At 41.7% G+C, this 13,878-nt stretch carries 12 protein-coding genes and 1 tRNA gene; 6 read left to right on the top strand and 7 right to left on the bottom strand.

Going from position 1 to position 13,878, the window contains the following annotated elements; all coding sequences use genetic code 11:
• Positions 1 to 9: 9 nt before the first annotated feature.
• Positions 10 to 1,173 carry a type IV pilus twitching motility protein PilT gene (locus tag K245_RS0109995; protein ID WP_027359178.1) on the top strand — a complete coding sequence of 388 codons (1,164 nt, stop codon included), beginning with the start codon at positions 10 to 12 and terminating at the stop codon, positions 1,171 to 1,173.
• A 14-nt stretch (positions 1,174 to 1,187) separates the two neighbouring features.
• The gene (locus tag K245_RS0109990) at positions 1,188 to 1,892 is read left to right on the top strand and encodes a zinc-ribbon domain-containing protein (protein ID WP_027359177.1); all 705 of its coding nucleotides are present in this window, start codon (positions 1,188 to 1,190) and stop codon (positions 1,890 to 1,892) included.
• 338 nt (positions 1,893 to 2,230) lie between these two features.
• Here the strand turns inward: K245_RS0109990 and K245_RS0109980 are convergent, their stop codons facing one another.
• The 4 genes from K245_RS0109980 to K245_RS23875 all read right to left on the bottom strand — a co-directional run bounded on the left by K245_RS0109980 (position 2,231) and on the right by K245_RS23875 (position 7,180).
• Positions 2,231 to 3,979 (bottom strand): thiamine pyrophosphate-binding protein, encoded by a 1,749-nt coding sequence (locus K245_RS0109980; RefSeq protein WP_198013869.1) that lies wholly within the window; start codon positions 3,977 to 3,979, stop codon positions 2,231 to 2,233.
• 12 nt (positions 3,980 to 3,991) lie between these two features.
• Positions 3,992 to 5,605 carry an FAD-dependent oxidoreductase gene (locus K245_RS0109975; RefSeq protein ID WP_198013868.1) on the bottom strand — a complete coding sequence of 538 codons (1,614 nt, stop codon included), beginning with the start codon at positions 5,603 to 5,605 and terminating at the stop codon, positions 3,992 to 3,994.
• A gap of 137 nt (positions 5,606 to 5,742) precedes the next feature.
• Positions 5,743 to 6,315 (bottom strand): class I SAM-dependent methyltransferase, encoded by a 573-nt coding sequence (locus K245_RS0109965; RefSeq protein ID WP_027359173.1) that lies wholly within the window; start codon positions 6,313 to 6,315, stop codon positions 5,743 to 5,745.
• A complete protein-coding gene (locus K245_RS23875; protein WP_051284020.1) occupies positions 6,308 to 7,180 on the bottom strand; it encodes a ribonuclease H-like domain-containing protein in 873 nt (290 codons plus the stop codon). Before K245_RS23875 ends, K245_RS0109965 begins: the two co-directional genes overlap by 8 nt.
• 662 nt (positions 7,181 to 7,842) lie before the next feature.
• Here K245_RS23875 and K245_RS27705 point away from each other — a divergent pair.
• On the top strand, positions 7,843 to 7,986 hold the full coding sequence (locus K245_RS27705; RefSeq protein ID WP_156906762.1) for a hypothetical protein: 144 nt from the start codon (positions 7,843 to 7,845) through the stop codon (positions 7,984 to 7,986).
• A 96-nt stretch (positions 7,987 to 8,082) separates the two neighbouring features.
• Here K245_RS27705 and K245_RS0109950 read toward each other — a convergent pair.
• Positions 8,083 to 8,158: transfer RNA gene (locus K245_RS0109950), tRNA-Val, on the bottom strand.
• A 206-nt stretch (positions 8,159 to 8,364) separates the two neighbouring features.
• Between K245_RS0109950 and K245_RS0109940 the strand changes: the two genes are divergently transcribed.
• Positions 8,365 to 9,075 carry a YkgJ family cysteine cluster protein gene (locus K245_RS0109940; RefSeq protein WP_027359172.1) on the top strand — a complete coding sequence of 237 codons (711 nt, stop codon included), beginning with the start codon at positions 8,365 to 8,367 and terminating at the stop codon, positions 9,073 to 9,075.
• Between the two features lie 349 nt (positions 9,076 to 9,424).
• A complete protein-coding gene (locus K245_RS23870; RefSeq protein WP_051284019.1) occupies positions 9,425 to 10,066 on the top strand; it encodes a lytic transglycosylase domain-containing protein in 642 nt (213 codons plus the stop codon).
• Between the two features lie 331 nt (positions 10,067 to 10,397).
• Here the strand turns inward: K245_RS23870 and galU are convergent, their stop codons facing one another.
• Complete coding sequence (gene galU / locus K245_RS0109930) at positions 10,398 to 11,276, bottom strand: UTP--glucose-1-phosphate uridylyltransferase GalU (RefSeq protein ID WP_027359171.1); 879 nt, start codon at positions 11,274 to 11,276, stop codon at positions 10,398 to 10,400.
• Positions 11,277 to 11,485: 209 nt separating this feature from the next.
• The gene (locus tag K245_RS0109925) at positions 11,486 to 12,550 is read right to left on the bottom strand and encodes a branched-chain amino acid aminotransferase (RefSeq protein WP_027359170.1); all 1,065 of its coding nucleotides are present in this window, start codon (positions 12,548 to 12,550) and stop codon (positions 11,486 to 11,488) included.
• Positions 12,551 to 12,813: 263 nt separating this feature from the next.
• On the opposite strand from K245_RS0109925, the gene K245_RS0109915 reads away from it, so the two are divergent.
• Complete coding sequence (locus tag K245_RS0109915) at positions 12,814 to 13,617, top strand: YkgJ family cysteine cluster protein (RefSeq protein ID WP_027359169.1); 804 nt, start codon at positions 12,814 to 12,816, stop codon at positions 13,615 to 13,617.
• Positions 13,618 to 13,878: the final 261 nt, after the last annotated feature.

Raw genomic sequence — 13,878 nt, 5'->3', positions numbered from 1 at the left:
GGAGGCGCCTTGAAAAAGCAGGAAATAGATTTCATACTGTCAAGAATGCTTGATTCCCATGACAATGTTTCCGACCTCAATCTAACCGTAGGGAAGCCATTACAGGTGGAGAGTTCTGGCGAACTCTGCACCGTGGAAATGACTCCGGACATCAAGGAGCTGACGCCTTTTCAGAATGAGGTTTTTGCCATGAATCTTCTGAAGGGCGACAGGCGCCTAAGCGATATGCTTGTTAATGACGGCTCCTGCGACTTGTCCTATACCCTGCCCGGAAAGGCAAGATTCAGGGTTAACGTTTTTTCCCAGTCAGGGAATACGTCCATAGTTCTCAGGCGTCTGGAATCCAAGATCCCGACAGTTAAGGATCTTAATCTTCCCCAGGTATTCTATAAAATAGCCCAGGAGAGAAATGGCATTGTTATCGTTACAGGAGCAACCGGTTCTGGTAAGTCAACTTCTCTGGCTGCAATCCTCGATGATATCAATGAAAACAAATCTCTTCACATAATAACCCTTGAAGATCCAGTAGAATACCAGCATACGCATAAAAAATCCACATTCAACCAGAGAGAGCTTGGTACAGATTTCAGCACATATGCAAATGGTCTGAGGGCGGCACTACGCCAAGCGCCCAAAGTCATACTCGTTGGTGAAATGAGGGACAGGGAAACTGTAGAAATCGGACTCAGGGCAGCAGAAACAGGCCACCTTGTTATGGCGACCCTGCATACTATTGATGCTGGACAGACAATAAACAGAATAATCGGTCTGTTTGATTCTGCCGAAGAAGCCCAGGTAAGAATACGTCTGGCAGATACTGTAAAATGGATTGTCTGCCAAAGGCTTCTTCCGAAAGTTGGAGGAGGAAGAATCGCGGCGTTTGAAATCCTTGGCACAGGCCTCAGAACCAAGGACGCAATCCTGCACGGAGAGTCAGAAGGTAAGACCTTTTATGAGATCATTGAAGCTGGCGAAGCTTTTGGCATGTCCACATTCGACAGCTATATAATCAGGCTTTATGAAAAAGGTCTCATTACCAAAGAAACAGCCTTGGCATACTCTTCACATAGAGGTGTTGTCGGAAGAGGTATCGACTCTGTTAAGAGCGCAAGAGGCGAGGCCACTTCGGATATTGCCAATCTTGAACTTGATAGAACCTACGGAAAATACTGATTCAGGGAGGAACAATGGATATCATATGCGAGTCCTGTCAGAGCAAATTCAATATTCCAGATGAAAAAATCCCTGAGGATCGATCTGCATCCCTTACATGCCCCAAATGTAAAAACAAGATAGTGGTACCGCCAAAGGCAAAACCGTCTTCAGAGCCTTCTGGCATCAGTGGTTTTGATTTTATTGAAGATGATGAGCCTCCGGCAAAGTCCGAAGCTCCTGCCCAGGAATACCAGCCATCCGAGCCTGACTCATCAATGGAAAAGCCTTTTGACTTCATTGAGGAAGAAGGGCGTACTGCTCTGATATGTGAAACGTCACCGGAGGTTATCTCTCAGATTAAGACGGTTCTTGATTATATGGAATACCACGTTACGGAAGCACACAATACGAGAGATGCATTGAAACAGATGCGTTATCATGATTATGATCTTATAATAGTGAATGAAAACTTTGACACAGCTAATCCAGACACAAATGGCGTGCTTATGTATATCGCAAGAATGCCAATAAATATAAGACGTCATATTTTTGTTGCCTTGTTATCAAAAAGATTCAAGACGCTTGATTATATGATGTCATTTGTAAAAAGCGTTAATCTGATCATAAATGAAAGAAATATCCCTGAGTTTGAAACTGTTCTTCAGCGAGGAATGGCAGATACGGATATTTTATACAAAACCTTCAAAGATTCACTGAAGAGAGCTGGTAGGCTTTGATTCATTTTTTCCATATTTAAACAGCTTGGCAACTTTGTGCCAGCTGTCTATACTCATCAATGTCACAGCTTGAACATTTGAAATGAGTCAGGCCGTTTGAATGGCAAGCCTGTTGTTGCATCATTACTGGAAAACCCTTTTGAAAAAGGGTTTTCCAGACCTTTCCCAAAACTTTTATGGTTTTTTTATTACGAGTTGAGAACATATGTTTTTAAAGCAAAAGAATCCATAACCGAAAAGTTTTTGCCAAGCTTTTTTCAAAAAGCGGCCTTTGATCTTTCATTTATCAGAAGAATTCAAATTATGACGATGTGAAGTATAAATATGGGTAATTTTGCTTATCCGATTATTTTCCTTAGCACAGCCCTTCCGATAAACCTGAACTTGTCACCAAGCGGGAATCTTTTTAATACTGTCGAGACAACACCTTGGGTGAATCTTGTTTTTCTTGAATAGTCGATTTTGACATCCACAATCACAGGCTGTCCCATCAATGCGAGGCCGAAAGCCTTGTCCATGCATATTTCAATTTCTTCGTTTTTCTTCATTTCAACAAAGGCTGCGCCGGTTGCCATTGCTACTCCCTGAAGTTTTACGTCTCCAAGAATGCTGCATGTTTTTCTGTTGTACGGGATTTGTTGGCCCTGAGCTATCTGGGCAAGTTCTCCGTCATGAAAAACAAAATAGACTATGCCTGCGTTCAGAGTTGAAGCAGTGAGGATTTCCATGCAAGTCATGAGAAATGCGCCATCTCCCACAATTCCAGCCACCTGTTTTTCAGGATTCACGAGCTTGGCGCCTATGGCGGCAGGGACGCAGTAGCCCATGCAGTTGAAATCGCTGGGAGATATGAAATGCTTGGATTTAAGCACCGGAAAGAGTTCTGCTGCAAGAAAAGTGTGGTTGCCGTCGTCAACGACCATTATATCATCATCCCTAAGCCTTGTTCTCAACTTCTCGAAAAACAAAGCCGGATTGACTTTATCTGTCTTCAGTTTTTTCCATGAGTCAAGATATTCGGCTTTATCTCCGGCTATTTTTTTTCTGATTGAATCATTTTTCTTTTGAGTCTTTAATTCTGAAGAAACCATATATTGAAGAATCTGGTCAATAACCAAACCCGCATCTCCCTCAATAGCTACTCTGGCAGGGTAATTCTTGTTGAACACATTCGGATTGATATCAATATGAATTAAATTTTCCGGCACTTTTACTCCAAAACTGCCGGTTGGAATCTCAGCGAATCTTGTTCCGACCGCCAACAGGCAATCGCAATCAATAAAGGCATTTTCTGCGCATGGAACAGCACTCGGTCCAAACCCCATTCCAGTATGAAGCGGGTGAGATGCCGGAAAAACACTGAGTCCCTGAAGCGTCGTTGAAACAGGGCTTTCAAGCAATTCTGCCATTTTTATGCAGGAGTCTGTAGCATCCCTGCATCCCCATCCAATGAACATTCCTGGATTCTTGGCTGCCGCGAGAATCTCAGCAGCAGCTTTTATTTTTTCCATATCAACATTATGCTTAGGCTCATCAAAGACAAAAGCGGGTAAATTGTTTATTTCTGCCTTAAAGAGCTGGATCTCCACAGGAATTTCAATAAAAACAGGGCCGGGTTCACCTGATATTGCAGTTCTGTATGCCTCATAAATTGTCGGAACAATTTCTTCATGTTTTTCAATGAGCCATGTTTTTTTTGTTGCTGCTTCAAGAAGCCTATGCTGATCCCATTGATGAAGCTGGTAGGATTTACCTGTATCTCGCCTTACTCCGCCACTTATGATGAGCATCGGGATGCCGTCAAGAAAGGCTTCGCCTATTCCGCTCATGGCATGGGTTACTCCCGCAGAAGGTACAATGACGAGAGTTCCGATCGATGATGAAGTGCGGCTGACAGCATCAGCCATAAAAGATGCCCCTCCCTCATGCGTGACAAGTACGGGTTGAATTTTATCAGACGAGTTCAGTTCATCATAAATTTCAGTGTTTTGAAGACCAGGAATCCCGAATGTGCGAGTAACTCCAATCTGCTCAAGTGCGTATACAGTGAGCCATGCACCTGTTTTTTTCATATTGACTGCGCCCATGATTCCTCCGTATCAACCTTTTATTATGGATCTTGCCCCAAGTCTGCCGGTGAGTATGCAGGCTCCGAGAAAAGTGCCTTCCAGAGATCCGAGTCCATGAATCCCGCCGCCCCCGAATCCGGCAGTCTCGCCTATTGCATACAGCCTTGGGATTATACCTCCATCCTTCCTGAGAACTCTGCAGTCAAGATCTGTCTGGACTCCGCCGAGGCTTTTTCTGCTAAGAATGAATTCACGGATCGCTATCAGGGGCAATGCTTTTTGGTCATTAATTTTCTGAAATTTGCATATCCTGAGACGGTCTCCACGGTATTTTCTGAAATCAGCTATTCGTCTAAGCTGGTCATCATTGAAAAATGCGGGGCCTCGGTCAATTCTGTCGTCATAAGCTTTGATTTCTTCTGTAAGTGTTTTCTCATCGATATCATACGGGTTCTTTTTTTCATTCATTTTGCGTACAAGGTCAGGTACTGATCCTGCTACGACTATATCCTCAGAGCCCTTAATGAGTTTTCTGACTAGTTCCCTGTTGCCGAAAAGAACTTCCATCACAAGCTTCAGTTTGCGCTTTTCCCTGAATGACGTCATATAGTCGCATCCTGATACTGCCAGCTCCTTTATTGCAATTTTCCAGTTCATGATCTGCCAGGAGTACTTTCCGGGCTGTTTGCATATTTCCTCAACAGCATATCTTGTATCTGTGTAGCCCATGATTGGAGGTGAGCCTATCCTTTGTCCAAGGCCATTAACCCACAAAGCGCTTCGTGGTGGAACAAGGCTCAGTCCGTGGGTTTTATCTTTATGCCCTGGATAATGTATGCCTGCAGCATAGTTCCACTGCTTGTCGAGGTGGGTAATATTGCCGCCTATATTCTCTATTGCATTGTGAACAAGCCCGTCAGCATACTGGTGAGATCCGTTAAGAAGATTCTCAGGGGCATCCCCCCATTCCTTAAACCAGTTATTTTTTACCATGCTTAGGTCTCCGCCGCAGATACCGCCTGACGCGGCAATTACAGAAGAGGCTTTTATGGAAAAATCTTCGCCATGCTTTTCAGTGACACCTAAGCAGCCAACAGCTTTTTCGTTTGTATATTCGATGTCTGTGACTCTGTGATTATATAAGATTGTCAGATTTTTTCTTTTGGGGTGAGTTTCAAGATTATTAAGTATGCATTTGATGATTTCGTAGCCTGTGCCCCAGGCTATATGCCATCTTGGGACAGAATTTCCAGGCCTGAAAAGGCCTCGTTCCGGCCAGTTGACAACAGGAAGAAATTGGACATTTTTCCCGACAAGCCAATCATATATCATCTCACCTGATGTTGAGACGTAGGCTTCAGCCCATTTTTTAGGCCAGATGTCATTTTCTGCAAATTTTGCGGTGGATAGCCAATCAGAAAAAGCCAGCTCAGGGCTGTCTTTTATTTTGGCTTTTTTCTGAAGCGGCGTATCAACCATCATTACTCCACCGAATGATTCTTTGGCAAGTCCTCCAAGTTTGTCATGTGTGTCTCTCTCAATGATCATGACTTTTTTATTATTATCCAGAAGTTCGTAGGCAGCAGCAAGCCCTGCAAGGCCTCCGCCAATAATGGCTACATCGGTTTCGTATTTTTTTGCCAAAATGACCTCCCAAAAGACATTCGATAATATGATGGCAGCCTTTTATCTGCCTGAAGATCTCGGTGGGCAACAGTTATTGAAGCCGTTTGATCTGGGCATGAAAAAGCTGGCTTTATGAACTTAAAAATGGCGGGGAGCTATTTTCCCAGAATATAATTCAGCCAGATTTCGTCTGTGCCCCTGGCTGAAGGTGTCAGGGATTGAAAAATAATTTTTAAACATAGCATATTGAACAATGTTCGCAAGTCATGATCCTGCCAAAGGTAAAATTTTCTTCCAATAGCGTCAGTCCTTTCACCCTGGCCAAATTTCAATGAAAGATATATAATTCCTGATACTTTAAGGGCATATTTTACATTCGCAAGAATTGACGGCAGAAGATCATGGGGCTGATGAACTAAGCAGGCCGATAGAATTAATGCATCCACGCTGTATTTGGAAAAATCGTGGATCAGAAAATCACCCTCAATTACTTCGCACCCGGACTTTTTTCTTGCAAGCTCAGCCATGCCCGATGATTTTTCAAGGCCAAAAGGTTGGTGGCCTTTTGATCTGAACCACTGCATGTCTCTTCCTGATCCGCATCCAATGTCAAAAATAATCGCTTTTTTAGGAAGAAATTTCAGAACTGGTTCAAGAAAAGGTGATGGGTCGATATGGGCTGTCTTTTCAAAGTATTCTATGAAATGCAGATCATAGTAGTCAGGCATGGTGGCTTGACGCCCTGTTATTAAAAGATAGGGTTGTCAGGTTCTCGATTATATTTCTGTCAGCTCTGTATGGCATCTGAGGGAATGCCGTATAATCAAGCCTGTATATATCCTTGAAAGGAGTGTTTTTAATCCTGTCTTCAAAGATTTTGTGAATTATATGATACAGACCAAGGACATCTTCTATATTATAAGCAAGCAGAGTGTGAAGATGCCTGAGGCTCTTGCCTCTTTCAAAAGCGTTCCAGAGGAATGGAGCCATTGACCCTTCTATTCCTTCTGATTCATTCCTATGAAAGCCAAGTATTCTTTCGCATTTTTTGAGGCCTCCTTTTATTCCCATACCTGAAAGAACATAACGCAAGTCTATATGTGTATTTGTAAACTTCATTCTAAAGTGGTTTTCCATAAAGGGAATATCAAATGTTTTTCCACTATATGTTACTATCAGGCAATACTTTTTGATGAACTCAGGGAAGTCCCACAAATTATGGCCTCTTATGAAGCACTGGATTTCCTTGCCATCATAAAGTGCGATGGTGCTGATGTACTGTTCCCCTGAATTTGAAAAAGATGTCTCAATATCTATGAACGCGGCCGGATACTTTTCTGTGAGAATGGCGTCAAAATAAATACGCCAGTGCTCCTTTGAAGGCAGCCTTTTAGCAAAATATGAAAAATCTTTGGTTTGAAGGGCTTTTTTCGATTCTTCAATCTGGTCTTTAATAAAATAAAATTTTCCGGATAGAACCGATTTATGATCTATTTTGTCGATATCATCCCATTCATATATTCCCCTTGACCAAAGATCTGCCTCGGTCTTTGGACCTATGCCATGAATGTGCTGAAAGGTGTTGATTAGCATATGATTTTTACAGTCTGATTCATAATGAAGCCTTTTCCATGTTTTTTAAAATACAGATATTGTTTCCAATTAGGTTTAAAAAATAATTTAAAGAGCGCGTGCCCATGAGCAATTTGCATCAAATTCTATTTGGCTTCGGGAGAATCCCGATTCAGTTCATTTTGATCAATGAGGAGCCGTCCGAAACCTTCCAAGACATATAGTGCCCATAATATAAATAATACCAATATTTAGTTATACTCTTTAGAAACGCTATTCAAATAAATTCTTATTAATCAGGAATACGGAAATAAAGTCCGATTAATAGGAATAGATTGTACAGAGTGTAGGCAGAATCCTGGGGGATTTCCCCATAAAAATGAAATAGTCATCTTATGGACAAGATTACATCAAAAATGAGATAAGAAGCCATGTTAAATGAAGCTTCTAACGAGCGCAACCCCTCCGCTCCTTAAAGCTGATTCTTTCGTCCCCCGATCCCACCTTCGCGAAAGAGTCAGCTTTTTTCTTTGCTGCGCCGCAATGCAGAAATTCCATTCGAAACAAATCCCAAATATTTTTTTAATATTAAACTCATGGTCTTGACACTATTTATTTTATGTAATAGCTCCTTCTGATGTTTTGGGCAAATGATAGCTTCATTCAAAAAAGGGGGAGAGGCCATGCATTTCAGGAAGTCATCAGTAGAAACAGATATTCAAAGCAGTGAGAGATCATGTGACAAGCATTTCTGGGAATGGTTTGATGATTTAGAAAAAGCGCTTGGCAGCTCGAAAAGAAAAGTGAAAGTTAAATCTGGTAGCTGATATTTGTTTTAGCTTTATCATTTTTAAAGGGCTGACGGAATTGCCGGGATTTAGAACACAAAAAAGGGATTGCTAAGCAATCCCTTATTTTTTTTATGGTAGGCGCGTCCGGACTCGAACCGGAGACTTCTACCGTGTCGGGGTAGCGCTCTACCAACTGAGCTACGCGCCTTTAAGTGTCACGAAATTAATATCGGTGAGGATTTATGTCAAGTAAAAAGCATGTTCAGCCATAAAAATTAAGGACATGTTTATTTTGCTTTTATTTCAAACAACTGTTTTTTTTGAGCAAATGCCAACATTAGCAAGTAGTTTATTTGCCCCTATTTATATGGGAATGTTTTTGGTGCTTTATGAAAAACAAGTGGGAATGAGGTTATGATAAATACCAGGCTATCTATTCTTGATAAAATATTCGCTCTTTATGAAGGCATTATACAGGATTACCCCTTATCCTGCAAAAAAGGCTGCCATTCATGCTGTACAAGAAATGTCACAGTCACGAGCCTTGAGTCTTTTCTTGTTTCTGAATTCATTCTTGCTGGAAACGGACATTTTTTTACGGATTCATTAAAAAAGTCACTTGTCTTGCCAAGGTTTATCCCTAAAACGACCTCCAATGGTTTTGCTTCGATAATTATATCAGGTGGTGAAGAGCCGGAAGAATTTATTGACGCCTCATGGAAGCCATGCCCATTTCTTGCTTCCTCAGGCGAGTGCGGAATTTATGATGTCAGACCCTTTCATTGCAGATGCATGCATTCCGAACAGGTTTGCGAGGACGGCGGCTATTCGGTATTGCCGCCTTTTATTGTGACGCTTAATAATGTATTCCTTCAATATATTGAACATCTAGATAAAAATGGGTTCGTTGCCAATCTCACGGACGCGATTGTCTGGATGTCTGACTCTGCTAACATGGAATCCTATGCCCATGGCTCAGACCTGAATTCTCTGCCGACTGATTTTGTCAGATGCATGGCCATGCCCTTTCTTATGGTACCGCCGGAACATCAGGAGCAGATAAGGCATGTGCTTAAGGCGGTTGCTGAAATAGGGACTTCAGCAGCAAATAATATGGGAAGATAAAATCAAATAATATTCCCACGAAAAAGCAATTTAGAAGCTCTGCTGCGTTAATTTGTTTCCGATGCAGATCTTTTTGTGAAAAAAATGTACGGCCTTATATTTTAAAGCCTCACGTATGTTTAGGCCATGCTTTCAGAATCGCAACAGGGAATTGAATAGGTATCCACGAAGATCATTTTGGGCTTAAAAATTGCCAAATTTCAAAAATGTCTTTATTATGGCTTCATGTACCCTGCTTCTTGATCAACGCAGCAAAAAAAGCGGATAAAGAGCACGCCGGAATTTTAAATGCTTTGTAAACAAAAGGCATTATGGTTTTTACTGCGCTATCCCACGGGAGGAGGCTTTTATGGCTTATACGAGAAGCCTGCTTGTTATATCTATGACCGTTATTTTTCTTATTCCTGCCAGTGCTTTTTCCGATGAGGAGAAAGATGCCATATATCAGGGAATAGGTCGCGGTGGCTGCAAATATTATTTCACCGATGCTCCTGTAAGAAGTGAAAAACATGACGCGCAATACAAGATTTTTCTTTATGTGCCCAAGGCATTTCTGTCTTCAAGGTCATATAAAACATCCTGCCTGACAATCCCTGAAAAAAGTCGCTATGATGACGCCATAAAGCTTGCTGCTGCCAGATATAATATTTCAGAGGCTCTGATAAAGGCGGTGATAGCGGTCGAGTCAAATTTCAATCCATCTGCCGTATCCCCCAAGGGGGCCATGGGGCTAATGCAGCTCATGCCAGGAACAGCCAGTGATTATGGGGTTTTGGATGCTTTTGATCCTGTTTCCAACATAATGGGAGGAACTCGTTTTTTGAGCGATCTTATGGACCGCTTCAAGGAGGATCTTGAACTTGTAATTGCGGCTTATAATGCAGGCCCAGGAGCGGTGGAGCGCTTCAACAATTCCATTCCGCCCTACCCTGAGACCCAGAATTATGTTGAACTGGTCATAAAATTTTACAACAAGCTCAGAGCCGGATAAATATTGATGGTCCCGCAAAAAGTCAAAAAAAAGGGGGCGGCGTCATGCAGGACTTGATCCGGCATCTTTGTATTCTCAGTTACTTCTGGGCTCCGGCCTTCGCAGGAATGAAGGAAACGGACTTTTTGTGACTTTGTCAATATTATTCCAATTTAAAATCAAAGTGATTTGAATGGCCTCAATTGGGTCGCTTTTTGAAAAGAAGCCGCCACATTTTATATAGATAAAAACACCGGAGCTTACGGGTGACACTCTGTTCTTATAATCTATCCATAAAACTTTTAGAGAGCTTCTTGGCAACGGCTCTTATGTTGTCAGCATCTTTAAAGTCTTAAACTCCGTTTTCTTTTGAAATTTCTCGAAGATATGGAATAAGCTCTTTTTTGATTTCTTCATTTTCTAACGCAAAAGCGATGTTGGCTTTGAGAAAACCAGCCTTGCTGCCACAATCGAATCTTTTTCCACTGAATTTGTAACCATAGATTGGTTGATCATCCAGCAGACTTGCCATCGCATCTGTTAGCTGAATTTCACCGCCTGCGCCCTTCTGCTGCTTTTCCAGCAATTCGAAGATCCTCGGAGTAAGAATATATCTGCCGATGATAGCAAGGTTAGAAGGAGCGTTTTCCGGTTTTGGCTTTTCAATCATTCCTTTGATTTCAACCATATTATCGCCGCTATCAATTCCATCAATTATCCCGTACTTGTCGGTTTCGGATTTGCTGACTTCCTCTATGGCTACGACAGATGCTCTGAGACGCTCAAATTTTGAAATCATCTGGCCAAGCACTGATTTTCCAGACATGATCAGGTCATCTGCAAGAAGAACGGCAAATGGCTCATCACCTATGATGTCCCTTGCACACCATATAGCATGCCCAAGGCCCAGAGGTTGATTCTGGCGAGTATAAACTATGGTACCTGATTCCGGGATTATTTCCTGAACCTGTCTTAAAAGGTCATTTTTTTCTTTGCTTATTAGCGTTTGCTCAAGCCTGAAAGAATGGTCAAAATGGTCTTCAAGGGCACTCTTGCCACGGCCTGTAACAAATATGATCTGCTCAATGCCTGCTGAAAGAGCTTCTTCAACAGCATACTGAATAAGCGGCTTGTCAACCACCGGAAGCATTTCTTTGGGCATGGCCTTGGTGGCTGGCAGGAATCTCGTGCCTAATCCTGCAACTGGGAATATGGCTTTTTTAATTTTCATTAATTGCATCCAAAACTAATACTGAAAAAAGACAGAAATTTGGCTGTGACCGAATCTGAAACATAAAATAAATGAGGTTTATATGATATATATCAGATCACATACTTCATAACGTTGATGGGTGCAATAAATAAAATTATTTAACATTATAAAAAGAGGCCGCGAAAACGGCCTCTTTTATGATTGCATCAAGCTGAAGTATATTAAAGCTATATTATTTCTACCCAGCCAAAAGGATCTTCAAGCTTTCCGTACTGGATGCCTGTAATGGTATCAAATGCCTTTTTTGCAACTGGCCCAACTTCACCATTATTGATGGTTATTATTTTATCTCCGTATTTAATATTGCCTACTGGAGAAATAACAGCTGCCGTGCCTGTTCCGAATGACTCTTTTAAAATGCCTTTTGCATCCGCTTCCATGATCTCATCAATGGAAATTTTTCTTTCCGAAACCTTCATACCCCATTTTTCAGAGGCTATCTTGATCACAGACTCCCTTGTTATCCCTGCGAGTATACTCCCCGTAAGAGCCGGAGTTACAAGTTCGTCGCCAATTACAAAAAATATGTTCATTGAGCCGACTTCTTCGATATATTTTCTTTCAACACCATCAAGCCAGAGAACCTGGGTATATCCGTTTTTATGTGCTTCTTCACTGGCATAAAGGCTTGCGGCATAGTTAGCAGCTGTTTTTGCTTCTCCGAGACCGCCTATGACCGCCCTTACGTAATCCTTGGAAATCCAGATTTTTACAGGGTTGAAGCCTTCCTTGTAATAGGCTCCGACCGGGCTGAGAATAATAAAAAATCTGTAAGTACTCGAAGCTCTCACCCCAACATATGGATCTGTTGCAACAATCGCAGGCCTTATATAAAGGGATGTTCCCGGAGCAGAAGGCACCCAGCTTTTATCAAGCCTTACAAGTTCCTTGAGAGCCTCTATGACTGTAGCCGGATCAATTTCAGGAATGCACATGCGCCGTGCTGATCTGTTTAGCCTTGCAAAATTATCTTTTGGTCTGAAAAGACGTACTTCACCACTTTCGCCTATGAATGCCTTGAGTCCTTCAAATATTGATTGGCCGTAATGAAGTACCATGGTCGCAGGATCCATGATCATGGGGCCATATGGCTCAATACGTTGATTATGCCAGCCTTTTTCAGGATCGTAGTCCATATTGAACATATGATCCGTAAATATTGTGCCAAAGCCAAGATTTGATTCATCCGGCTTTTGTTTCAGACTGTTTGCCTTTTTTACTGTCAGGTTCATTCAAACTCTCCCGGATCCATCTTTTTCGTGTATGTTTTTAATTATTTATGAATTTTAAAAAGTATACATTATGGACTTTTTTTTTTGAAATCAAGGTCAAAAACCCTGAAATTTCGCTTCTCATCCGCAGCCTGCCATAAAGAACTGTATTGATTGATTTTTTGACTAATCAGGTTGACTAAAGCGTTCTTGTTGGCTATTGAGATTCAGAATATAAATTCATGAAGGCTTCAGAAGTATTGGGGCTAATCCGAGGAGCTGTTATGACAGATAAGAGTGTAAAAAAGAAAGCAGAAATAATACCTGTGCAAATGACCGAGGAAAGCACTTTCAAATTCAGGTGCCATAAGGATGTGTCCTGTTTTACGAGGTGCTGTCGCGGGATAGATATAATGCTTACCCCCTATGACGTAATAAGAATGAAAAAGTGCCTGGGCATGACATCAGATGATTTTTTGCCGATGTATACGGAACTCAGGCTTCTTGAAAAAACAGATCTGCCAATGCCGGTCATGAGGCTACTCGATGATGAAAAAAAATCTTGTCCTTTTGTAAGGGATTCAGGTTGCCTGATTTACGAAGACAGACCAACAGCTTGCAGATACTATCCGCTTGGAGTGGCTTCACTTGCCCAGAAACCGCAAGAAGACGAATCGGGTTTTTATTTTCTTCTCCAGGAAGACATATGCAAAGGCCACGAAGAGTCGACGGAATGGACAGTTAAAAAATGGAGAGAAGATCAGGGCGTTGATCTTCACGATTCAATAAATGCCGGCTGGACAGATATCGTTGTAAGAAAAAAATCCTTCCCCCAGGATCATAAGCTTTCTGAAGCGAGCAAGCAGATGTATTTCATGGCCTGCTATAATCTGGACAGTTTCCGTACTTTTGTATTTGAAAGCACATTTCTCAAAAGATATAATCCATTTGACCCTAAACTTCTTGAGAGAATAAAGGTTGATGACATCGCTCTACTTGATTTTTCAACAAAATGGGTTACTTCTACTTTTTTCAAGAGAGAGAATCCGGATCCGATGTTCCGGCCATTAGCACCCCAGGCAGGATAATAGAATTTTCCGATTAATCGAAAATAAACCCGGCGCTATTATTGCGCCGGGTTTTTGTGTTTTTATTGTAAAACACTGTACCCTTCCATAAAAAATGATTTGGTTTTTTTCTTTTATTGGCTATATTATGGCCATTTTAAATCCCCAGCCAAATAACTGCCCCTACTTCATTATGGCAGATAAAAGGAGCTGAAACGCCGGTGCAGCATATCCAGGCATTCTCCATGTTGATTGTTTGGCTGCATAGAGGGATCTTCCTTC

This window comes from Desulforegula conservatrix Mb1Pa (genome assembly GCF_000426225.1).
GTDB classification, from domain to species: Bacteria; Desulfobacterota; Desulfobacteria; order Desulfobacterales; family Desulforegulaceae; genus Desulforegula; species Desulforegula conservatrix.
Note: the sequence above shows the minus strand (reverse complement) of the source record. Positions and strands in the feature narration are given on the sequence as shown.